Origin of the sequence: Mycobacterium aquaticum, from assembly GCF_002086485.1 — a bacterium.
Lineage (GTDB): Bacteria > Actinomycetota > Actinomycetes > Mycobacteriales > Mycobacteriaceae > Mycobacterium > Mycobacterium aquaticum.
In genome coordinates, this window is record NZ_MVHF01000025.1 from 25,397 (window position 1) to 49,481 (window position 24,085).

Below are 24,085 nucleotides of genomic sequence, written 5' to 3' on the forward strand. Positions count from 1 at the left end.
GTTGTCAATACGTTGTAGCGCTTTGGCCTCGATGAGATTCGCCAAATCCAAAGATCAGCGATCATCAGATCCGACACCGGCGCCGTATTCCGGCCGGCGGGTGGGTGGGCAGCCTTATCCCAACTCGTCAGAATTCAAGACCAGGAAGTGGCCGCTGACAGATCTGATGTGCTTCCTCGGCAGGCAGTCCGAACAGTCGTAAGACGTCTTCGGTGACCCGATCTGCCGCAGCCACGTCGTCGCGCTCGGGCTCTTGTTGCAGGAGCTGGCCGAGCCCGAGGAGCGCCCCGCCAGCGACAGCCATGGCCAATTTGGGATCGCCAACGGTGAATCGGCCGGCGGCGACGGCAGCCGTGATGTCGCGCAATGCGCGTGGGCCGAGGCCTCGGTCCGAAGCCATGAGACTGAGGCCATTGACGAGCAGGATCTGGCTCTCCTGCGGGCGGCGCCGAAACAGTCGACCGGTCATCCGAAAGCTGCAGGCAAATTTTTCCGCCGGGTCGTCGATCGCCGCGGTGAGTTGATCGAGCAGCGCTCCGTGGCTGTCGAGCACATCGGCCACGGCAGCCTCGAACAGCGCTTCCTTGCTGTCGAAGTGGTTGTAGAACGAGCCCATTCCGACGTCTGCCGCCTGTGTGATTTCCAGGACCGGAACGTTGAGTCTGCCCTCGGCGATCAGCGCCTGCGCCGCCTGGATCAGCGCCGCGCGGGTGCGCTGTTTGCGCCGTTCCAGGCGGTTGACCGGCTCATCCTGCAATGCGCTCACCGGCTCAGGATAGCAGCAACTATCAGTTTTGATGATTTCGTCAGAAACTCTTGACTGAGCATCACGTCGTATGTGACGATTTCGTCAGAACGAAAGGGGTCAGGCATGAACGACCTGGTCGGCGCACATAACGAGCTCCACAGCGAGCAGGGCGCCCTGAAAGGCGAGCACTGCGGGCGCTCCCGCAACCCCGTCATCAAGGTGGCGGATATCGCCTGGCTGGAATTCGAGAAACCGGACCTTCAGCGGGCCGAGGCGTTCGCCCTCGCGTTTGGTTTCGCCACCTCGCTACGAACCGCCGAGGAGTTACATCTGCGCGGCAGCGATTCGACCGCGCCGTGCGTGATCGTGCGCCGCGGCAGCCGAAGCAGGTTCCTGGGAGTCGCGTTCGCCGCTGCCGACGAAGCGGACCTGCTGCGACTGGCCACCGCGACCGGTGCACCGACCCGGGCGCTGCCCGCGGCCATCGGCGGCATGGCAGTCGATCTGACCGACCCGAGCGGTGTGCCAGTGCACGTGGTGGCTGGAATGCACTCCCTGGACGCGTTGCCGTCGCAGACTCCGCACCGCTACAACATCGGACACGAGATTCACCGCATCAACGCCACCCAACGCCCACGTCGCGAGCCGACCACGGTGCAACGGCTCGGTCACCTCGTCATGCAGTCGACGAAATACCTTGAGACGCTGAATTGGTATCTCGACACCCTCGGCATGATCGTCAGCGACTTCCTCTATTTCCCGGGCCAGCGCAGCCGGGGACCGACCATGAGCTTCATTCGATGCGACCGAGGTTCGACGCCCGCCGATCACCACACGCTGGCGCTGGCCCTGGGTCCGCAGAACCGTTACGTGCACTCGGCCTATCAGGTATGCGATCTGGACGCGCTGGCCGCCGGCGGCGAATACCTCACGGAGCGAGGCTATTTCCGGTCCTGGGGAATCGGGCGTCACATCCAGGGCAGTCAGCTCTTCGACTACTGGCGAGATCCGGATGGCTTCATGGTCGAGCACTTCACCGATGGCGACCTGTTCGACTCGACTCTTGAACCGGGTTGGGCCCCGTTCACCGCTTCCGGCCTGGCCCAATGGGGACCACCCGCGAGCAAGGACTTCCTCGGCACAAATCCGAAATCCCTACCGCACGAAGCACAGTCGATCTTCGCAGCCCTGCGAGGCGACAACGAATTCGATATCAACCGCCTCATCGGCCTGCTGAAAGTAGCGAACTCATGACCATCTCCGTTCTGCGCACCGCCGACGCCTGGTGGGTGCACACCGCCACCGGTGCCGCCAAGATCGCCACCGACGCCACCACGACCGGCGCACTGCTGGCCGACCGCGCCGCCATCGAGGCCGCCGCCTCCGACACCACCACGGTGCCGGTCGACAGCCTCGATCTGGTCTCCCCCGTGACCGTGCCCTGCCGAGTGGTCGCCCAGATGACCAACTTCGCCTCGCATGTCACAGACGCCGGTATGGACCCAAAGACCATCCCGCTCACCTTCTTTCGCAAAACTTCCGGTTCCATCAGCGGGCCGTTCGACGACATCGTCAAACCGCAGCACGTCAAGTTCCTCGACTACGAGGTGGAGATCGGTCTGGTCATCGGACAGGAGATTCCCGTCGGCACCGAGGTCACCGAGTCGAACCTCGCGGACTACGTCGCCGGCCTGGTCGTCACCAACGATGTCTCCGCCCGGGATATCCAGCTGCCCCAAACGCAGTTCTACGAAGCCAAGTCGTACCCGACGTTCACACCGGTTGGTCCCGCGCTGGTGTTGTTGACGGCCGACGAACTCAAGCGCTTCGGCGATCTGCGACTGAGCCTGCGGGTCAATGGCGAAGCTCGCCAAGACATGCTGGTTGATGGCGACATGATCTACAAACCCCTGCAGGCACTACAGTCCTTGGCCCGGTTCCAGCACCTGAATCCCGGTGACCTCGTCTTGACCGGCACTCCTGTGGGCACGGCCTTGAGCGCGCCGCCCAAACCTGTCGAGATCATCGGATCGCTTCTGCCACCGGCGGTCAAATGGAAGGCGTTCTTCCGGCGCCAAGCCGGCAATCCCAAGTACCTGCAGCACGGGGATGTCGTCGAACTGTCGGTGGCGACCGACGACGGCGCCATCGACCTCGGCACCCAGCGCACCTCGGTGAGGTACGTATGAACGCGGACCTGCTGTGGCCGCGCTATGCCACACCGGGCGACCTCGACGACATCGAGCGCATTCCGCTGGCCGACCGGGGCCTGCCGAACACGACATATGCGGTGCTGCAGCGGGCAGCCACCCTGTGGCCCGACCGCCCCGCGGTCACCGTCATGCCCGCTGCCGATCGATGGCAGCAGGCAAACACGCGGACGTACAGCGAACTGTTGGCAGATGCGCACCGAGCCGCGAATATGTTGCGCCAGAAGGGCGTTCAGAGACACACCCCAGTGGCACTGATCAGTCCGAACTGTGATGAGCTGATCACGGCCATGCTGGCCGCACAACTGGCGGGCATCGCGGCGCCCGTCAATGGCGCACTGTCAAGCGACCACATCGCCCATCTGGTCGAACGCTCGGGGGCACGGACACTGGTGGCCGCCGGTCCCGAACTGGACGAGGCAAGCTGGCGCGCCGCCGAGCACCTGGTGGCCGCAGGGGTGATCGACACCGTTCTCCTGCTGCGCCCCACCGGAGGCCACGATGCGTCGGCGACCGCTCCGGTGATCGAGGGCGCAACAGTGCGCTACTTCAGTGACTTCCGGCCCGGAGATGGCGGTTCGGTCTTCGACGGTGAAGCCCCGGCGGCCACGGACCTGGCCGCCCTGTTCCACACCGGCGGAACAACCGGCAAGCCGAAACCGGCCGCCCATACCCATGCCAACGAGGTCACCGACGCCTGGATGATCGCCGCCAACACCATGCTTGACGAGAACTCCGTGTTCTTCGCGGGCTTGCCGCTGTTCCACGTGAACGCGCTGGTGGTCACATTGCTCGCGCCGATGCTGCGCGGCCAGCACGCGGTGTGGGCCGGCCCGCTCGGATACCGGGACCCGGCGCTGTACGCGAACTTCTGGAAAATCGTTGCACACCATGGCATCAGCGCCATGAGTGCGGTGCCGACCGTCTATGCCGTGCTGTCGCAATGCCCCGTGGACGCCGACATCTCGAGCCTGCGCTACGCGCTGGTGGGTGCCGCAGCACTGCCCGCGGCGGTTCGTACCGATTTCGAATCACGCACCGGGGTGCCCCTGCTCGAAGGCTACGGACTGACCGAAGGAACCTGCGCCAGCGTGCGCAGTTTTCCCGACCACCCGCGCCCCGGCGCGGTGGGCCAGCGGTTCCCCTACCAGCAGGTCAAGACAGTCAGGATCGATGACGACGGCCAATGGCACGACCTGCCGACCGGCGAGGTGGGAAACCTTGCCATCAGCGGGCCCACCGTTTTCCCCGGATACGTCACCGCCCGAACCGTCAACGGCTATGTGCTCGACGGGCTCGGAAAACTGAACGACGGCTGGTTGGATACCGGCGACCTCGCCTGGGTTGACGGCGACGGCTTCGTCCATCTGACCGGCCGGGCCAAAGACCTCATCATCCGTGGCGGGCACAACATCGACCCGGCAACGATCGAAGACGCCCTCCTGGCCCACCCCGACGTCACGGGCGCCGCAGCAGTGGGACGTCCCGACGTCCATGCCGGCGAGGTGCCGGTGGCCTACGTGACACTTTGCCGCGACGCTACCGCGACTCCGGAATCATTGCGGCAGTGGGCAGTTGAGCACGTCAGCGAGAGTGCAGCCGCGCCGAAATCGGTGATCGTCATCGACACCATCCCGGTAACCGCGGTCGGCAAGCCCTACAAGCCCGCGCTGCGCGCCGATGCCACCCGCAGCGCAATCCGTGACGCGCTGACCTCGGTACTCGGCGTCGCCGAGGTCGAGGCGACCGTCGACTACGGCGCCATCGTGACGACGGTGGTCGTCGACGCCGACGCCGACACCGGCGCCGTTGCCGCGGTCCTGGGTCGCTACGCGCTCGCGTGGGACATCAAGGAACGACCATGACAGATTCCTCTGCGACATCGTCGACGATCAAATCGGTTGTGCGCGTCACTATACCGAGCTCTCCAACGAAATTCGTGCCCGTCGTCGTCGTCGGAGCGGGACCGACCGGTGTCACCGCCGCGACGTTGCTCGCCGACTACTGCGTGCCGACACTGGTTCTGGACCGATGGGAATCGGTCTATCCCCAGCCCCGGGCGGTGCACCTCGATGACGAGATTCATCGCATCCTCGCCCGCCTCGGCGTGGCCGAACAGTTCGCCGCGATATCCCGACCGGCGCTCGGCTTGCGGCTGCTCGACCAGAATCACCACACGCTGGCACAGTTCGACCGCGACCCCGCCCGCAGTCGGCATGGCTTCCCTCAGGCCAACATGTTCGACCAACCCGAACTGGAACAGCTGCTGCGCGCCAACCTGGCCAAGCGCCCAAATGTGCAGCTGCGCGGCAATTCCGAGGTCACTGCCGTCACCCAGCACGAGCCGGACCGCGTGCGGGTGACGTACTCCGACCGTGCCACCGGCACGGAACACGTCGTCGAAGCCGGCTACGTGCTGGGTTGCGACGGGGCCAACAGCATCGTGCGAGCCTCCATCGGTGCAGCCATGGACGACCTGCGTTTCGAGCAGCGCTGGCTGGTGGCCGATGTGATCACCGAGGCCGAGCTCGATCAGTGGGATGGTGTGCACCAGGTATGCGATCCCATTCGGGCTGCGACGTACATGCGGATCGGGCCCAACCGCTACCGCTGGGAATTTCGGCTGCTGCCGTCGGAAACCGCAGCCGACTTCAGCACGATGGCAACCCTTCGGCCCCTCGTCGCCCCCTGGATCGGCGATGTCGCCGACGACGAGCTCGACCTCGTGCGCGTCACCGAATACACCTTTCGCGCGCAGATCGCCGACAGATGGCGGGACCGCAACGTGTTCATCCTCGGCGACGCCGCCCACCTCACACCGCCCTTCATCGGGCAGGGCATGGGAGCAGGCTTGCGCGACGCGATGAACCTGGCGTGGAAAGTCGCCGGCGTGATCAACGAGGGCCTGCCCGCCACCGTGCTGGACACCTACGAACAGGAACGGAAACCCCATGCGCGCAGCATGATCGGCTTGGCATTGGCCATGGGGTGGGCAATGACCGCCGGTGGTCATGTCGGAAACATGGTGCGGCGCACAGTCGCACCTCGGCTGCGGTGGATACCCGGCCTTCGCGACAAGCTCACCAACGGCACCACCCCGCGGCTGCACGAGTCAGCATTGGTCATCAGGAGCCGGACACCCCGCCACCTCGCCGGAACCCTGTGCCCCAACCCGGTGCTTGCCGACGGACGGCGCCTGGACACAGTGCTGGGCAACGGCTTCGCGCTGATAACGACGACTCAACCTCTGGCGTTTCAGCGCAGCATGCTCGAAGAGCACGGCACTGTCGTTCACGTCACTGCACCCGGCGGCGAGTTGGAGCGGTGGCTGCGCCGCGGCCATGCCACCGCGGCCATCGTCAGGCCCGATCGCACGGTGATGCGCTCCGGCCGCGACGTGGGGAAACTCTGCGCGGCCATGTCCGGGTTGGAGCTGACGAGCAACACCAACTCGGCAGCACGCTGACTCTGCGTTCACGGCGCGAAAACGCGAGAAACCAACGCCCTCACCGCAGAGTCAACGGCGGGGCTTGTCGCTCGATCAGGTTGCGCGCGAACGGTTTCGGGCCGAGGCAACTTGTCGTACCCCGCTGCAATAATGGTTTCATGTCTTCGGCAATACCTTTCGACGCTGATGCGGTGAGTCCCGCGCAGCGGTTGGAGGAGTTGTTGGAGGAGGTGGCCGAGCTGGTCGGGCAGCGCAACGCCATCGACGGACGCATCGTCGACATCGTCGCCGAACTGGAACGCGACGAATTGTGCGGCGCCACCGGTGCCCGGTCCATCAAGGCATTGGTGGCGTGGAAAACCGGTATGACACCCAACAATGCCGAGACGATCGTCGCGGTGGCACGGCGGGCCGAGGAATTCCCCCTCTGCGTCGAGGGCCTGAGGGAAGGCCGATTGTCGCTGGATCAGGTCGGGGTGATCGCCGAGCACGCCGCTGATGGTTCCGATGCGCACTACGCCGAACTGGCCGCGGTGGCCACGGTCACCCAATTACGCACCGCGGTCAAGCTGGAACCGCGCCCCGAACCGGCGGCCGAACCTGACCCGGAAGCCGAACCGAAGCGGTCGTTCCGCAAAGAGGTCCACGACGACTACACGACGTATCAGATCGTGCTCCCCCGGTTGGAGGCGGCGAAACTCGACGCCGGCCTGCAGTCACACCACGACGCACAGATCGCGGCGTGGAAACGCGACCACGAGAACGCCGAGGGCGTCTCCGAGCAAGCACCGCCCTTCCCCAACACGGTCGATGCGTTCATGGGCCTGGTCGAAGCGGGGTGGGATGCCGATGTGGCGGCCCGCCCGCACGGGCAACACACCACCGTCGTCGTCCACGTCGACCTCGCGAAGGATGGCGAGAAACCCGTCGCCGCATTGCACCTGGGCCCCGTGCTCACTGATGAGGAGCGGCGCTACCTGACCTGCGATGCGACGTGCGAGGTGTGGTTCGAACGCTATGGGCAACCCATCGGCGCGGGGCGTAGCGCCCGCACCGTCAACCGCCGGCTGCGCCGCGCCCTGGAGCACCGCGACCGCTGCTGCGCAGTCCCCGGCTGCGGAGCCACCCGCGGCCTACACGCCCACCACATCGTCCATTGGGAGGACGGTGGCCCCACCGACCTCGACAACATGGTGTTGCTTTGCCCTTTTCATCATCGGTTGCATCACAAAGGTGGGATCACCATCACCGGCCCCGCTGACCAACTCAGGGTCACCGACGCCACCGGCCGCGAACTCCACCGGGGTTCGCTGGCCCGGCCACCGACCACACCACCACCGAATGTCCCGCCCTATCGGGGGCCGACCGGTGAACGCGCCGACTGGTGGTGGTACACCCCCTTCCAACCCGAGCCACCACCATCGCCCAACTAGACACAAGCCGGCCGGTGACGGGCCGAATCACGCTGTCCACCAGGCTGTCTGCGTGCGTTCCCGGCCGTCGAGACCGGTGACAGCTAGCGAGTCGGCTTGGGCGGCGGCCGCAGCCGGTTCGGCTCGGCTCCGGGCGGAGCCGGGAGCGGCGGCTGGGGCGGCAACGGCCCGGGCACCGGCATGACGTTCCCACCCGGCACTGGGGTCGCGGGATCGAGAACCGCCTTGTTGTACAGAAACTGCTGATACTCCGCGGCGCCGGGACCGGTCCAGGGTGGGTCTTTGAAACTCGCGACGCGCATGGTTCCGTCGTCGACCCGATAGCGGGTCCAGAACGGACGGTCGGCGCCCGGGACGAAGCCATATTCGGTTTCGAACCGGATTTTCGAGACCGGGTCCTGCCAGGCAATCGCGGACTTGACCGGAGTTCGAGATCGCAGGGCAAGGGTGTCGCCGGTGACGAGATCGAAGTCGGCCATCGAGGGCAGACGATCGAAAGCGAGCCCCCGGTTCGGGTGGTAGTGGATCTCCAGGTGCCACTCAGCGGGGTCACCGTTGCGGAAGTTCTCCTTGAGCATCTGCCACGACCGACCTTCGACAAACGAATGCCCACCTTGAACTGCGACACATTCGCCGGTGGCCGTATCGCGGAAGATCGCTGCCTCACGCGACGGGTCGTCGCTGATCATCGCTTCGAAACTCCGTTTGGCGCCGGCGTTGTCGAGACCGTATTCGACCAGTCCGGCCGGATCGGTGATGGTTCCGGGCTGTTCGGGAGTCGCCTTGTCGCGCAACCAGTCGTCGAAGCGTTTGCCCCGATCGGGGTTGTCCTTGTCGCGGGAGGCTTTCTTCCAGGTCTCGTAGTCGGCCTGGAGTTTTTCCGGATCTGCGACGGCCAGGTCGGCCAGGCTGACCTCGTTCGGCTTGTCCCGGCTGGCGTTGATGATGAGGTCCTTGAGTGCCGGGTCCTTGATCTTGTCGAGTGCGGCCCGGAGATCGGTGGCCATGGATTCGGCGTCGCCCATCGCGGTCGCGACGATCTGTGCGCCCAATCCTGGCTTCTCACTTGCCGATTCCACCGCGAGGTGCAATTTCTTCTGTGCCGCAAGCACTTCGGCTGCTCCCGCGCCCCTGGCCACCTTGGCGATGGCCGCAGCGGCACGCGCCTCCTTGTAGGCGGCGCCGACAACCTTGAACACGGCGATCGCACCCTCGAGAGCCTTGACCTCCGCGACCCCTTCGAGCAGGCCGAAGGCGAGCGCGGCCCCCAAGGAGAACAGCGACGGATCGGTCTGGGATATCGCCTCGGCCTTGTCCATCGCGGTACCCGATGCCGCTTCCTCCCAGTAGAAGTCCTGGAACGCGCCGTAGACGTCGACCGCAGCCATTGCCATGCCGATACCGCCTGCGACGAGTCCGACACCCGGGATGAGTGAGGCCAGCAGAAGTCCCGTGCCGATGGCCGTCTTGAGCTTGCCGTCGAACTCGGCGTCCTCGTTGATACCCCGGATCTTGTCGTCGATCGCGGCGCTTGGCAACGTACCGGCGCCGATCGCCATCTTCCGCTTCGTGCCGTCACGCAGCGAGGGGTTGGTCCAGAACTTCTTGATCTTGTCGTCGTCGTTCATGTTGCTCTTGACGTACGCGATGTTCGCCAACTTGTCGGCGATGTCGTGCCGGATCTTCTCCTGTGCGTCCATCAGCGCCGTCGTGGCAGCGTGACCGGCCGAACCGGGCTGCGCGAACTCCGCGTTGGACGCGAGCTCGCCGAGCTTCGTATCGTCGCGTTCGAACGACGCCAGGATCGGGTAATCGCTGCACTGCTTCTGCCGCAACGCGTGATACTCCTTGACCGCGGGTTCCAGCGTCGTCGGCCGGACCATCTCACCGAGAAACGGCCCCATCTTGGCATTCGCGTCCCTGGCCTTCTTCAATTTCTGCTTGCCGTCGACGAGAGTCTTCGCGGCCCGCATCATCCCGCGGATCTCTTCGCTCCACGGCATCGACGCGAAGATCGCGGCTTGGCCGGCACTCATCGGAGTGGGGTTGAGGATCGATTCCTGATTGGGAAATCCATATCGCTTGCCCTCAGCGAGGAGACGACTCTCGCTGGAGTCGAGCATGCTGCTGACCGTCCCCAACAGGTCCTGCTGAAACTGCTTCTGCGCCAACGCCACGCCTTCGTCGACCCCCCGCTGACCCTGCTCGGCGTTCGTGGCCATCGTCGGCTCGACGCTGACTGTCTGGCCCTTCGTCGTGTCCTCGTATTTGTGGACGTTGCCGCCGGGCGTGCCCTTCATATCTGCGACGAACTCCGCCTGCCATTTGCGCTCGTCCACGAGTCCGTTGTGTGCTGCCATATCGGTCAGCAGTTTGCTCATCGCTTTCGCTTCGACGCTGACGATGTCGTTGCCGTAGCGATAATTACCGGGCGCGAGCGGCGGACCGTCAACGAGTGCGAGGCGCTGCAGATGAGGCAGCGTGAGGACAGCCTGATTTCCGGCGAGACGTTGGAGGGCGACGAGGGCGGGAGCGTCCACGGCGTTGACCTTGGGTGCGACGTCGCTCCTGATTGCGGACAGCGGGGTGTGCGACTGGCGAGGCCGATCGTGACTGCGCTGAGGCTCGGGTCGTGCCCTTGATACGGACATATCGCCCACTCCCTACGACGGCGCCTCCTCATTGTGTTGAGGGCGACGGATACCCCGCAAGGACAACGACCAATGACTGCCCCTTCGGACCTACGGCGAGGTCGGATCACACCCAGTGATTCACGGCTTGTTCAAGCCGCCCGCGGATGCGGTCACCCAGCTGAGTTCGGAATGGAAGATGTCGCTGTGCGCGCCCGATGGCCCGGCGTCGGCGTTCACGACGGCCGAGGCGTCCAGGTTGAAAAGCTGACGCGGCTGGAACCGGTACGGCACTCCGTCATCGCCGAGTGGCTGCGTCACCGCGCGGTAGGCGCCCAGCGATCCCATGGCCCGCCAGCGGAACAGCGGATCGTCCAACCCCGCCGCGTCGTCCCCGGCAGCAGCCGAGGCGAGCGGGTAAAAGGTGCTCAACGCACGGTCGTAGCGGGAGAAGCAGATCGCCACGGGCCCGTCGACGCGGTTCTGGCAGCCGGCAAGAGCGCCGGAAGCCTGCCGGAACGGCAGCCGATCGGCGAAGGCGAACCGTGAGTACGCCGCCTCCATGAGCGTGACTGCCTTCACCGGCGAGGGCTTGCGGTCCCGCATCCCGGCCAGAGCGTAGGACACCAGGCGGCCACCGAAGCTGTGCCCGACGAGATGGAACCGCAACGCTGGGTACTCGTCGGCCAACCGGTCGACGGCCGGGCCGAGCCCGTTGCGGCCGACCACGCCCGCGCGGTTCTTCATCTGCCAGTAACTGAGCTGCCGCAGCGCTTCCTTCGCGCCCTGCCATACCTTCTCGGCGAGACCGCCGAGGCCGGCCGCGCCGCCGCCGCCATCGCCGAACGTGGCGCCCGCGTCGGCGAGCCGGTCACCGAACTTCGTGAACACGTCGACGGGATTGCGTTGCGGGTCCAGCATTCCGGGTGTACCCGGGGGCAGCAGCGTCGCGGCCGGATCCGCCTCGCCGTCGCTGAATCCGGTGTCGGTGTGCGCGTTGAACGCGCGTAGCGCCGCGAACATCTGGGTGGCCCCCGTCGCGGTCGGCGGCTGGGCAAGCAGGCCGGCGATCACATCGAGATCCGCGCTCCCGCCCGGGAACATCTCCTTGAGATCGGCGAGTTGGGCAGCGTCGAGCGTTGGCGGCCCGGCGGGGAAGGTCGGGGCCTGCGCGAGCGCGACGGCGTCTGCGGCATCGTCGGTCTGCTCATCGGCGAAGTCGGGGATCGGCTCGTCGCGCCACAGCTGCGATGGCCACCGGAGCCCGACGAACCCGACGGTGTACGACGGATCCAGTTGTTGCGCAAGCAGTTTGAACCACCGCTCGTAGAGTGATGTCGCCGCGGACTCGTCGTTGTTCCAGCCGTGCGAGAAGATCACCAGGTCGGTGAGCGCACTCTCCCGGATGCCGTCGGTCAGCGCGGCCGACGTCGCCGGATCGATGTCACCGTCGGCGTCGAACACCAGTCGAAACAGCGGCCTGCCGTCGATGCTGTCGATGTTGCCCATGGGTTTTTTCCTTTCACCTCATACCGATTGCAGTGCGCGCAGCAGATCGACCAGACCGCTGCCCTCGAAGGCCGGATCGCGGCCGAGTGAGGTCGCGGATTCGACGAAAATGCGTTTGATGTCCTCGGGCTTGCCGATGAGTTCGCGCTGGACCGACAGGAACGCCGCGATGGCGCCGGACACGTGCGGGGCCGCCATGCTGGTGCCGGTGGCCTCGACATACAGCGCCACCCCGTCGGCGATCGGCGCCTCGGTCTGCTGCTGGACGCTGATCCGGTTCTTGCCCGCGGCGGCCGAGGTGATCCGCTCCCCCGGCGCCACCAGATCCGGCTTGCGGCGTCCGTCGCCGGTAGGCCCCTTGGACGAGAAGTACGAAACACCGTAGGTGTGCGGGGCATCGCGATGCGTCGCCCCGACGGTGATCGCCCGTTCAGCGTTGCCCGGATCGTTGATCGTCATGTCGGCGCTGAACTTGGTGACGTCACTGGCGAAGAGCGGGTTCAACGACACGTAACCGGTGTTGCCTGACGCCACCACGACCACGACGCCCGAGCGCACGGTCTTGTCGACCTCAAGGCACAGCGGACTCTGGCCGCAGGCGAACCACTCGGCGGCGAATTCGTAGCCCAGGCTGAGATTGACGCCGTGGATGCGCGGCATCCGCTCGCTCTGCGCGTTCACGTCGCGGACGTAATCCAGCGCGCGCATCACGCGACTGACGCGCGACGTCTGATCGCCTGGGCCGAGGACCTTGAGGCTCACCAGCTTTGCCCGCGGGGCCATCCCGGCGAGCTTGCTCACGTCGGTCACCGTGCGCTGCTGCAGGATCGGGTCGTCACCCTCCGGCGACCCGACGTTGAAGCGTTTCTCGGCGACGTAGACGTCCTCGGGCTTGAAACCCACCAGGCCGCCGGCGATGATCCCGGCGACGTGCGTGCCGTGCCCGTCGTCGTCGATCAGGGCGGAGGCCACCTGCTCACCGGCGGTGAAGTCGCGGTGCAGGTCGGCCACCGCAGGATCGGACAGGGTCTGATGCCCGATGAAGTGCGGGTGGTCGGCCGCGATGCCGGAATCGACCACTGCCCACACGATTCCGTCGCCGAAGCTGTCGAACGCGCGCTGCGCGGGGATGGCCTTGATGGTGGAGGACGACGCGTCGATGAGTGGGTGGGTGTCGAAGTCGGGCCAGATCCGGTAGACGGCCCGCGCCGGCCAGCGCTGTGGCACCGCGTCGGCGGACACCAACCCCTCGATCTGTCCGGTGGTCAGGTCTCCCACCAGGTACTGCCCGGCGACAGGCACCGGCACGCCCGCACCGTCGACCAGCCGCCACAGGTCGCGGACCCGTCGGATCGCCGCGGCCGTGCCGTCGGCGTACCGCAGGTTCAGCTCGATCATCACCGGCCACAACGCATCCCGTGCCGCGGCGGCGTCCCCGCCGGGAGGGAGGACGAACTTCGCCCGCAGCGGCGGCGTGATCACCCCGGCGAGTAGTGCGTCGCGGCCCGGTCCGGCGGAAGGCGTCGCGGATGCGGCCGGAAGCGCCCGTTCGTCGGTGGCCAACGCCGACGCGCAGGCATCGTCGACGCCGTCCCGACCCGTAGCGGTCAACTGCACGGCCTGGGCGGTCGGCGCGACGACCCCGGCCCCCAGGAGCTGGTCGACGGCCCGGTCGACTTCCCCGTGCCACCGCGGGCTTCCGTCGACGCAGGGCCGGTCCTGCGCGGTGAATCGGGAGGCGAAGCGGGCGGCCACCGCCTCGCGGATGTGCTGCGGGTCGGCCGGCATCTCGAGCGAGTCCAGGTGGCCGAGCGCGCAATGCACCCGGTCGGGCCATAGATCGTCGGCTGTGGTCACCGCGTTACCTCTGGCATCGCACCGGTCTCAATCCGACAGGTGCCGGTCGTGGTCCCAGCGCTCAAGCCAGCGCTGCAGGTCGTACACGCCGAGCGCCGCGGTGATCAACAGCAACACCGGCAGTGCGGCGAGCCACGCCATCATGATCGAGCCGATTCTCGGTCGGTCGAGGTCACAGACATCTCGGACATCTCCGATACTCCCCTCAGCAAGTTCTGTTGCCGATACCAGGAAACGTACGACCCGGCGGATATGTCTGACACGAGTGGCGCACTACTCCAGTTCGAACAGCACTACCCCATTGCTCACGCAAGTAGTCGCGCAGTGCCACTGGCGACTGGCCCGGTTCGAGTAGCGCACTACTCGTGCCTTTCCCCGGTTGCTACGGCAACATTCCTGGCGTGCGCGGATGGGGAGACGGAATATGGTGACCACGGCTAGACGCCCGAACTGGTTGGCCACCATCGCCGCCCGGTTCGCCCAGCGGGTGGATCAGACCGTCGGCTGGTTCCGGCTGCCAACGGTGCTGGGCCTCGGTGTGCTCATCGGGTTGCGCCACCAGTTGCGCACCCAGAACCTCTTCGACGCCGGCCCGGTACCCGATCCGGGCGATGACGGCCCGTCTGCTTATCTCGTCGCCCGCACACGCAACGGCAGGCACAACGATCTCGGCAGCCCCCAGATGGGAGCGTTGGGCTGCCGGTTCGGGCGCAATGTCCCGCCCACCCATCAGTATCCGGAGAGCGCGACGCGCCTGCTGGAGCCCAACCCGCGGCTGATCAGCCGCACGCTGTTGGCGCGGACCGAGTTTCAACCCGCAACCACACTCAACGTGCTGGCCGCCGCGTGGATCCAGTTCGAGGTGCACGACTGGTTCAGCCACGGCACCGTCACCACGCAGCCGTGGGTGGTGCCGCTGGCCGACGATGACCCGTGGCCGCAGCGGCCCATGCGGGTCGACCGGACCACGCCGGACCCCCATCCCGACCCGGCCGGCCCCGCCACGTTCACCACGCAGGAGACCCATTGGTGGGACTCATCGCAGATCTACGGCACCACACCGGCATTCGCGAACGCGCTGCGGTGCCCCGAAACCGGGCGACTGCGTATCGACGACGCCGGGTTGCCGCCACCGGATGTAGAGGCCACGGTGGATCTGACCGGTACCGCAGCCAACTTCTGGGTCGGGCTGGCGCTGCTGCATTCGCTTTTCATGCGCGAGCACAACGCGATCCGCGACAGGCTTGCCGCGGCCTACCCGCAGCTGTCGCCGCAGCAGCTCTATGACAAGGCCCGGTTGGTCAATGCCGCGTTGATGGCCAAGATCCACACCGTCGACTGGACGCCGGCGATCATCGCGCACCCGACCACGGTCGCGGCCATGCGGGCCAACTGGTTCGGGCTGCTCGGCGAAGGGTTCGCGCGCCGGTTCGGAAGGTTGAGCAGCAGCGTGCTGCTGCACGGGATCCCCGGTTCGCCCACCAATCACCACGGCATCCCCTACTCGCTCACCGAAGAGTTCGTCGCGGTGTACCGGATGCATCCGTTGATCCCCGACACCTACACCTTTCGCTCGGCCACCGACGACAGGGTGCTCTCGGTGCACGAACTGCCGGACCTGACCGTCGAGAACGTCCGGGCCCGGCTCGCCGAGACGTCGATGACCGACCTGCTGTACTCGTTCGGCCGCGCCAATCCCGGTGCCCTCAACCTGCACAACTATCCACACCACCTGCAACATCTGCAACACATAGACGGTGAGCTCCTCGATCTGGCCACCATCGATCTCATTCGATCGCGGGAGCGAGGGGTCCCGCGATACAACGAGTTTCGACGGTTGTTCCGGCTCAAGCCGGCGGCCAGTTTCGAGGAGCTCACCGGCGAGACCACCCTGGCGGCCGAGCTGCGGGAGGTCTACGACGACATCGAGTCGGTGGACCTCATGATCGGCCTCTACGCCGAGCCGAAGCCACCCGGTTTCGGCTTCAGCGACACCGCGTTTCGGGTGTTCATCCTGATGGCGTCGCGGCGGCTGGAAAGCGACCGGTTCTTCACCGACAGTTTCCGCAAGGAGATCTACACCGAGGTCGGGATGGACTGGATCCGGGACAACGATATGCGCAGTGTGCTGCTGCGCCACCACCACGAACTCGAACCTGCGCTCGAAGGCGTGCGCAATCCGTTCACACCATGGAACCCGGCCGGCGCCGCATCGCCGAGAAAGGCCACGCCACGATGACCGCTGTCGACGAGTCGATTTTCGTCCGGTACCGCGACGATCTCGAACAGCCCAGGCCCGACGAGGCCGAGGACATCGCCAAGATCGTCGAAGCGCTGCACAAGAACAATGTGCGGGCGTACAAGAAGTTCAAGCACGGGTTGCGCGATGCACACGCCAAGAGCCACGCGATCCTGCGCGGCGAGCTGACCGTGTACCCGGACCTGCCGCCGTCCCTGGCGCAGGGATTGTTCGCCGAGCCGCGCACATATCCGGTGATCGCCCGGTTGTCGACCACGTCGGGCGTGCTGCGCAGCGACCGGGTGCGCGGCGTCCGCGGCCTGGCCGTCAAAGTGCTTGGCGTGCAGGGCCCGCGGGCCCGGGCCGGCGACGACGCCACCACCCAGGACTTCATCATGGTGACCCACCGGGAGTTCCTGTTCGCCGATGCCCACGACTATCTGGTGAAGGGCATGCCGACGGCGACCCTGCTGGCCCGGCTGCCCGACGGTGTGATGGCCGTGGGCAGCGACATCCTGGCCGGGCTCAAGCGGATCGGGGTGCCGATTCCGGCCAACGTGGCGGTGTTCGTGGCCGAGAACCGGCCCATCCTCGGCGAGACGTTCTACTCCTCGGCGCCGATCCGCTACGGCGACTACGTGGCGAAGCTGCGCTACGCCCCGCTCTCGGACGACGTGAAAGCGCTTGAGGACCAGCTACTTCCGAAAGACGCCGGCCAGGACGCGCACCGCGACCTGATCATGGATTTCCTGGCCACCCACAGCGCCGAATACGAGCTCAGCGTCCAGCTGTGCACCGACACGAAAACCATGCCGATCGAGGATGCCACGGTGGCCTGGCCCGAGGAGGCCTCACCGCACCGCCCCGTCGCGAAAATCGTCTTCGGCCGCCAAAACCCCGCCGGTCCACAACGCCGCGCGTTCGGTGACGACGTGCTGTCGTTCAACTCGTGGCGGGGCCTGGCCGCGCACCGCCCCCTCGGCTCGATCAACCGGCTGAAAAAGGATGTGTACGACGCCTCCTCGATCTACCGGCACGAGGTGAACCGGGCGCCCAGCCTGGAACCGACCGACATCGCCCAACTCCCGGATTCCTGATCCGCAAACACCGAAACCTTGGTCCCATGCCCGCGACCCAGCGCCAACAGCCGAAGTGGCACATCTCGGATACCGCCCACCGCAGCAGTATCCGCCACCGGCACTTAGACTGTGCGTCCATGCCAGGGTATTGGCAGATGCTGGACCGGCCGACGGAACACGCGGCCATCCGCTCTGCGCTCAGCAGCTCGGACAGTTGCGGCGTCGTGCTCGTGGGGGCGGCCGGTGTCGGCAAGACCACCCTGGCGCGCACCGTCACGTCTTCGATGGACACGAAGGTGCACTGGACCGCGTGCACGGAGTCCTCCCGCAGCATTCCGCTGGGCGCCTTCGCATCCTGGGTGCGGCCGTCGGCCTCCCGCGACCCGATCGCGCTGCTCGGGTCCGCGCGGGAATCCCTTGTCGCCGAGGGCGACACCATCGTGGGCATCGACGACGCGCATCTGCTGGACCAGCTGTCGGCGACGCTGCTGCACCAGATCGCCGTCGAGCGCGCCGGCCGGGTGGTGGCCACCGTGCGCACCGGCGAGCCGGTACCCGATGCGGTCACCTCACTGTGGAAAGACGGCTACCTGGAGCGCCTCGAACTGCGCCCGTTCAGCAAGGAACAGAGCATCGCGCTCATCGAGACCGTGCTGGGCGGCACACTGGAGGGGCTCAGCGCCGACGTGATGTGGGAGTCCTCGGGCGGCAATCCCCTGTTCCTGCGCAACATGGTCGAAGGTGCAGTGGACGCCGGGACACTCACCGAGGTCAACGGCGTGTGGCAGTTCCGCGGCCCCACCGTCATCCCGTCCGGGCTCGCCGAGCTGCTCGACGAGCGCCTGGCCCACGCCGGCACCGAGGTGCTGCATGCGCTGAAACTGCTGTCGCTGTGCGAACCGCTGGACATCGACGCGCTGGCCGAGCTCGCCGGCGAGGACGCCGTGGACGGGGCCGAGATGCGCGGCCTGATCCGCATCACCGAGGACGACCGGCAGGTCAACGCCCGGTTCAGCCATCCGCTGTTCGGCGAGGTGGTCCGCAGGCGCGTGGGCACCGCGTCGGCGCGCAAGCTGCGCGGCAACATCGTCGGGATCCTGCGGCAACGCGAACTCGACTCGGCCGCAAGCAGAATCCGGCTCGCGCAGCTGTGCGTCGACAGTGATCAGTCCGCCGACGCCGACCTGTTGATCACCGCCGCCAAGGATGCGGTGTTCCTGTCCAACCTTCCGCTCGGTGAACGGCTCGCCCGCGCCGCGTTCGACCGGGGAGGCGGACTTCCCGCGGCCGAGCTGCTGTCCCGGGCGCTGCTGTGGCAGGGCCATCCCGCCCAGGCCGACAACGTGCTGGCCCGGTTCTCGCCCGACGAGCTCGACGAGCTGCAACTCGTGCAGTGGGGCATCCCCCGGTTGTCCATCCTGTTCTGGTCCATGGGCGACGTCACCCGGGCCGAGCGGTTGCTGGAGCTACTGCGCTCCCGCGTCACGCACCCCAGCCTGCGGCTCGTGGTGGAGGCCACCGGATCGGCAATGGCGGTGCACGAGAACAAGATCACCACCGGGCTGGCCGCCGCCGAACAGGTGCTGGCCGACCCGGCCGCACCCAAACAAGCTGTGGACTTCGCCGCGCTGGGCGCGGGTCTGGCCATGCCGGTGGCGGGCCGGGGCACCGCATTCGAACCGATCGCCGCGCGCTGCCGGGCCGAGCGCAAATCCACCGACGGCATGATCCGGTTGATGGTCCACTACGGTGACGTGCTCGCGTTGACCCACCTCGGTGAGCTCGACCTGGCCGAGCAGCGGGCCGCCGAATACGCCGAATTCTCCACTGCCGGACAGTTTGTCGGCTGGGCGATCGCGAAGATGATGACCGGTCTGGTGGCCACCTACCGCGGCCACTTCCGCGACGCGATCACCGTGCTGGAGCAAGCGCTGGCCGCGTTGAACGCGGAATCGTCGCTGCCGTGGCAGCTGGTCGGCCGACTGTTGCTGGCCCGCGCGTATGCCGCGGTGGGCAACCCCGAGCAGGCCGAACGCGTTCTCGAGGACGCGACCGAGCACTCGGGTCCCCATATGGCACTGCATGATCCGCAGTGGACCATCGCCAAGGCCTGGGTGGCCGCCGCCAAGGGTGGGCACCGCTCGGCCATCGACCTGGCCCGCGCGGCTGCCGACGCCGCGCATTCGTCGGGCCAGTTCGCGGTCGAGGCCGAGGCCTTGCACCACGCCGCACGTTTCGGCGACCGCACGGTCACCCGCCGCCTGGAGGCCCTCGCCGGCCGCATCGACGGGTCACCGGCAGCTCTCTACGCCAGGCACGCTGCCGCCGTGGCCGCGGCTGATCCCCGCGAGCTCGACGCGGTGTCGGAGGCATTCGAGCAGGCCGGCCTGAACCTGTCGGCCGCCGACGCCGCCGCGCAAGCCGTCCCGCTGCACGACCGGGCCGGCCAGCGCCGCCGCAGCACGGAATCCGCGGCGCACGCCCTGCATCTGGCTGCCCGCTGCGGCGGTGCGGCCACGCCCGCCATCCGGTCGGCGGCCCGGCCGCTGCCGGTGACCGCCCGGGAACGCGAGATCGCCGGGCTGGTCGCCGGGGGCCTGTCCAACCGCGACATCGCCGAGCGTCTCACCGTATCCGTGCGCACGGTCGAGGGCCACATCTACCGGGCCTGCATCAAGCTCGGCGTGGCCGACCGCGACCAACTGGCCAAGATCGTGTGGAGCGATCTGGGCCAGTAGGGCTCAGTACACGTCGCGTACATAACGCTTGTCGGCGACCAGTTCCCGCTTGTAATCGTGCGCGGCCTCGTCCGACATGGAGCCGTGCGTCCGGATGATCGTGCCCAGCGCCGTATCGACGTCCCTGGCCATCCGGGAGGCGTCGCCACACACATAGAAGTGGGCACCGTCTTGCAGCCAGTGCCACAGCGCAGCGCCGTGCTCGAGCATCTTGTGCTGCACGTAGATCCGCCGTGCCTGATCGCGGGAGAATGCCAAATCGAGCCGCGTGAGCAGGCCGTCGCGCAGCATCGCCTCGAAATCGTCGCGGTAGTAATAGTTCTCGTCGCGGTGCTGGTCGCCGAAGAACAACCAGTTGCGTCCGCGGTGGCCCAGCGCCCGGCGCTCCTGCAGGAAACCGCGAAACGGTGCGACACCGGTGCCCGGACCCACCATGATCATCGGTGTGTCAGCCTCCGGCGGCGGCCGGAAATGCGGTGAGCGTTGCAGGAAAACCGCGGCCGCAGCGGCCCGGTCGGCCAGGAAGGTCGAGCACACCCCGCTGCGGCCGGTCCCGTCGGCACCGCGATACCGGACCACCGACACCGTCAACTGCACCTCGTGCGGGCTGACCAGTGGGCTCGACGATATCGAATAGCTGCGTGGGGTGAGCCGCACCAAGACGTCCTGCCACTGTTCGGGGGTGGCGCGGGTGGCGAACTCTCTGACGACGTCGAGCCCGTTGCGGTTGGCCAGCCAGGTGTCGATTCGGTCGCGAGATCCCTTGAGCACCTTGGCGGCCGAGCGGTCAGTAGCCGACTCCGCGACGAATGCCAGGAGGTTCGGCGTGACGCGGCAGATGTCGTAGGACGTGATCAACGCGTCGCGCAGCTCCTGCTCGGTACCGTCCACCTCGACGACCGCGTCGGGACTCAGTGCGGTGGCCGCCAGCCAGGCGTCCACCACCGCCGGGTCGTTACTGGCGTAGACCCCCAGTGAGTCGCCCGCCGCGTAGCTGACGTCGTAATCGGAGATGTCGAAACCGAATTGCCTGACCTCTTTCTGTGAGGTCGGGGCCGTCAGCACCGTGTTTTGGACCAACGCCGTCAGAATCGGCTTGGCCCTGGTGAATTCGTCGGGCTCGGTACGGATGACGGTACGGGTGCCACCCGCGAGTCGTCCGGCGGGACCGCCCGCCGGCGCGTCGCTCTCACCGGCGATCAGCGCGGTGACGGTGTCGGCCCAGCGCTGCTTGGGTTCGTCGTCATAGGCCTCGCACTCCGTGCGGTCGAGCAACCGGGTGGCACCCAGATCGGCCAGGCGCTCGTCGAGGGACCTGGCGTGGCCGCAGAAGCTGTCATAGGCGCGGTCACCGATACCCAGGACCGCATATCGGATCCCGGCGAGATTCGGTGCGTCCGAGGCCTGCAGCCTGCTCCAGAAATCCGAGCCGTTGTCCGGCGGGCCGCCGTCGCCGAAGGTGCTGGTGATCACCAGCACATCGCGGGCAATCGCGAGATCGGACAACGCCAGATCATCCATGCCGATCAGTGCGGCGCCGGTCAACCGGCCGGCCAACTGGGCCGCGAACTCCTCGGCGTTGCCAGTCTGGGAGGCCCACAACACCAACGGTCCTGACGTGCCCGGCACCGCCGCCGGCGCACCGGACGCGGCGGGCCCGCCGGCAGCACGCGAATAGCGTCCCGCCAGCACCCCGTCGACCCACAACCGCACCGGGGTACTGACCGGTGCCGATTCCGGCAGCACCGGCACCCCGGCCGGGCTGTCACCGAGACCGGTGAAAAACCCTGACAGATAGATCTTCTCGGGTTCAGAGAGACTGGGCTGAGCCGTCGCGGTCAGGCCGATCTCCGCGGCGACCGGGTGCGCCGGTGCGGTGCTCGCCACCGAAAGCACGGGCCGCAGGCACACGGCGCAGGCCTTGAACTCGGGCTGCAGCGAGTCCGGGTCGACGGCGTCGTTGGTCAGAGCGTTGATGGTCAGGTATTCGCCGTGTTCGTCGTTCCAGTGAAACGGCACAAAGCAATTGCCGGGACGGACCCGGTCGGTGAGCACCGCGGGCAGCACCGCCCGGCCCCGCCGCGACGACAGTTCGACCGATGCCCCTTCGACGATGCCGAGTTGCTGAGCGTCGGTGGGATGGATCTCCACGAAGGGCCCCGGATTGAGCTTCGCGAGCTTGGCGACCTTGCCGGTCTTGGTCATGGTGTGCCACTGGTGCTGCAACCTGCCGGTGTTGAGCACGAACGGGTAATCGTCATCGGGCGATTCGGCCGGGTCCAGGTGCGGGCGCGCGTGGAACACCGCGCGCCGCGACGCCGTCGCGAAGGCCAGCCGGGGCCGGTGGCCGTTCACGTCGACGAACAGGTCCTGGCTGATGCCATCGTTGAGGTACCGGATGGGGTGCCGGTCGTCCCCACCGGTCGGGGCGTCCGCCGGCGGGCACGGCCACTGCAGCGGCGTCTGCCGCAGCCGGGCGTAGCTGGCTCCGCGTAGGTCGTATCCGGTCTTCGGGTTGGCGAATCCGCGGATCTCGTCGAAGATCTCTTCGGCGCTGCCGTAGCTGAATTGCTCGGCGAACCCCAGTGCAGCCGCGACACCACAGATCAGCTGCCAGTCCGGCCTGGCGTCTCCCGCCGGGGATAGCGACGCCGACAGCAACGTCAAGTTGCGCTCGGAATTGACGGCGACACCTTCGGATTCGGCCCACAGCGCGGCGGGCAGCAGAATGTCGGCGTAGTGATTGGTGGCGGTCGACCGGTAGGCGTCCTGCGCGATCACCAGCTCGGCCGCCTCCAGACCGTTGATCACGGTCTTGCGGTTGGCCACGGTGGCAACGGGATTGGTGCAGATGATCCAGCACGCTTTGATCCGACCCTCGGCCATCTCCTCGAACATGCCGACCGTGCCAGACCCCACCTCGGAGCGGATGGTGCCCGGCTCAAGCCCCCACCGTCCCTCCACGAAGGCCCGGTCCTCGGCCGAGAAGACCGCGCGCTGACCGGGCAAACCCGGCCCCATATAACCCATTTCGCGGCCGCCCATGGCGTTGGGCTGGCCGGTCAGCGACATCGGGCCGCTGCCCGGCCGGCAGATCGCGCCGGTGGCAAGGTGCAGATTGCAGATGGCGTTGGTGCTCCAGGTGCCGTGCGTGCTCTGGTTGAGGCCCATGGTCCAGCAACTCATCCACTCCCCCGCCTCGGCGATCATCCGTGCGGCGGTGCGGATGTCGGCTTCTGGGATTCCGGTGATCTCGGCCACGTGCGCGGGCGGGTAATCGGCCAGGAACTGCGGCATCGCCTCCCAGCCCTCGGTGTGCTCGGCGATGAACTTATGATCGATCGCGCCGTCAGCCAGGAGCAGATGCAGCAGACCGTTGAGCAGGGCCACATCGGTTCCCGGATTGATCTGCAGAAACAGGTCGGCCTTCTCGGCAGTGGCGGTGCGGCGCGGGTCCACCACGATGAGCTTGGCGCCGGCCTTGAGCCGGTCGGCCATCCGCAGGAACAGGATCGGGTGGCAATCGGCCATGTTCGAGCCGATCACGAAAAACAAGTCAGCGCAATCGAAGTCGGCGTACGAGCCCGGAGGCCCGTCGGCGCCCAGCGATTGCTTGAAACCCGTTCCCGCGCTGGCCATACACAACCGGGAGTTCGATTCCAGGTGGCGCGTGCGCAGATATCCCTTGGCAAGCTTGGTGGCCAGATACTGAGCCTCCAGCGACAACTGACCCGAAACGTACAACGCGACAGCGTCCGGACCGTGCGCGTCGACGATGGCGCGCAGCCTGGAGCCCACCTCGGAGATGGCGTCGTCGACCGGGATGGGCAGCAGTTCATCGTCGCGGGTGGAACGCAGCAACGCCGACCGCAGCCGGTCGTCATCAGCGGCCATCATCTCGGCGTGGGTCAGGCCTTTGGTGCACAACCGGCCGAAGTTCGCCGGGTGCAGTTTGTCCCCGGACACCCGGGCGATCACCGTGCGGTCGCCATCGACTTTGGTGGTGACCTCGATGCCGCAGCCGACACCACAGTACGAACACGCGGTGCGGGTGGACGTGCCATCTGCCATGCGGCCATGATCAGCCGCGCCTGTTCCGGTGACTTTCCCCGCACGTTATCGCGACGAAAACTGGTCCTCACCACGTCCGGTGCGCCGCGGTGAGGATGGTTTGCCCAGTTCAGCGCCACATGG

The 24,085-nt window shown here is 66.9% G+C and carries 13 protein-coding genes; 8 read left to right on the forward strand and 5 right to left on the reverse strand.

The genetic code is table 11. The features are described 5' to 3' along the window. Positions 1 to 127: 127 nt before the first annotated feature. Positions 128 to 766 carry a TetR/AcrR family transcriptional regulator gene (locus tag BST13_RS22245; protein ID WP_083166189.1) on the reverse strand — a complete coding sequence of 213 codons (639 nt, stop codon included), beginning with the start codon at positions 764 to 766 and terminating at the stop codon, positions 128 to 130. A gap of 105 nt (positions 767 to 871) precedes the next feature. On the opposite strand from BST13_RS22245, the gene BST13_RS22250 reads away from it, so the two are divergent. The 5 genes from BST13_RS22250 (at position 872) to BST13_RS22270 (ending at position 7,839) form a co-directional block, all read left to right on the forward strand. Next, on the forward strand, positions 872 to 2,002 hold the full coding sequence (locus BST13_RS22250; RefSeq protein WP_083166190.1) for a VOC family protein: 1,131 nt from the start codon (positions 872 to 874) through the stop codon (positions 2,000 to 2,002). Beyond that, complete coding sequence (locus tag BST13_RS22255) at positions 1,999 to 2,937, forward strand: fumarylacetoacetate hydrolase family protein (protein ID WP_083166191.1); 939 nt, start codon at positions 1,999 to 2,001, stop codon at positions 2,935 to 2,937. The genes BST13_RS22250 and BST13_RS22255 overlap by 4 nt, the downstream gene beginning before the upstream one ends. Continuing rightward, entirely contained in the window at positions 2,934 to 4,823 is a 1,890-nt protein-coding gene (locus BST13_RS22260) for an acyl-CoA synthetase (protein ID WP_083166192.1), read from the forward strand. The genes BST13_RS22255 and BST13_RS22260 overlap by 4 nt, the downstream gene beginning before the upstream one ends. Further along, a complete protein-coding gene (gene mhpA, locus BST13_RS22265; RefSeq protein ID WP_083166193.1) occupies positions 4,820 to 6,424 on the forward strand; it encodes a bifunctional 3-(3-hydroxy-phenyl)propionate/3-hydroxycinnamic acid hydroxylase MhpA in 1,605 nt (534 codons plus the stop codon). Before BST13_RS22260 ends, mhpA begins: the two co-directional genes overlap by 4 nt. 140 nt (positions 6,425 to 6,564) lie before the next feature. Beyond that, entirely contained in the window at positions 6,565 to 7,839 is a 1,275-nt protein-coding gene (locus BST13_RS22270) for an HNH endonuclease signature motif containing protein (RefSeq protein ID WP_083166194.1), read from the forward strand. An 83-nt stretch (positions 7,840 to 7,922) separates the two neighbouring features. Here BST13_RS22270 and BST13_RS22275 read toward each other — a convergent pair whose 3' ends face one another. The 3 genes from BST13_RS22275 to BST13_RS22285 all read right to left on the reverse strand — a co-directional run bounded on the left by BST13_RS22275 (position 7,923) and on the right by BST13_RS22285 (position 13,835). Then, the gene (locus tag BST13_RS22275) at positions 7,923 to 10,379 is read right to left on the reverse strand and encodes a hypothetical protein (protein ID WP_083166195.1); all 2,457 of its coding nucleotides are present in this window, start codon (positions 10,377 to 10,379) and stop codon (positions 7,923 to 7,925) included. Between the two features lie 231 nt (positions 10,380 to 10,610). Beyond that, positions 10,611 to 11,978 carry an alpha/beta fold hydrolase gene (locus tag BST13_RS22280; RefSeq protein ID WP_083166196.1) on the reverse strand — a complete coding sequence of 456 codons (1,368 nt, stop codon included), beginning with the start codon at positions 11,976 to 11,978 and terminating at the stop codon, positions 10,611 to 10,613. An 18-nt stretch (positions 11,979 to 11,996) separates the two neighbouring features. Next, a complete protein-coding gene (locus tag BST13_RS22285; protein WP_083166197.1) occupies positions 11,997 to 13,835 on the reverse strand; it encodes a S8 family peptidase in 1,839 nt (612 codons plus the stop codon). Between the two features lie 424 nt (positions 13,836 to 14,259). Between BST13_RS22285 and BST13_RS22290 the strand changes: the two genes are divergently transcribed. The 3 genes from BST13_RS22290 to BST13_RS22300 all read left to right on the forward strand — a co-directional run bounded on the left by BST13_RS22290 (position 14,260) and on the right by BST13_RS22300 (position 19,891). Next, positions 14,260 to 16,074 (forward strand): peroxidase family protein, encoded by a 1,815-nt coding sequence (locus BST13_RS22290; RefSeq protein ID WP_083166198.1) that lies wholly within the window; start codon positions 14,260 to 14,262, stop codon positions 16,072 to 16,074. Continuing rightward, positions 16,071 to 17,171 (forward strand): catalase family protein, encoded by a 1,101-nt coding sequence (locus tag BST13_RS22295; protein WP_083166255.1) that lies wholly within the window; start codon positions 16,071 to 16,073, stop codon positions 17,169 to 17,171. Before BST13_RS22290 ends, BST13_RS22295 begins: the two co-directional genes overlap by 4 nt. Positions 17,172 to 17,290: 119 nt before the next feature. Beyond that, positions 17,291 to 19,891, forward strand: coding sequence for a LuxR C-terminal-related transcriptional regulator (locus BST13_RS22300; protein ID WP_083166199.1), 2,601 nt, complete (start codon positions 17,291 to 17,293; stop codon positions 19,889 to 19,891). A gap of 3 nt (positions 19,892 to 19,894) precedes the next feature. Here BST13_RS22300 and BST13_RS22305 read toward each other — a convergent pair whose 3' ends face one another. Next, the gene (locus BST13_RS22305) at positions 19,895 to 23,962 is read right to left on the reverse strand and encodes a bifunctional nitrate reductase/sulfite reductase flavoprotein subunit alpha (RefSeq protein ID WP_083166200.1); all 4,068 of its coding nucleotides are present in this window, start codon (positions 23,960 to 23,962) and stop codon (positions 19,895 to 19,897) included. Positions 23,963 to 24,085: the final 123 nt, after the last annotated feature.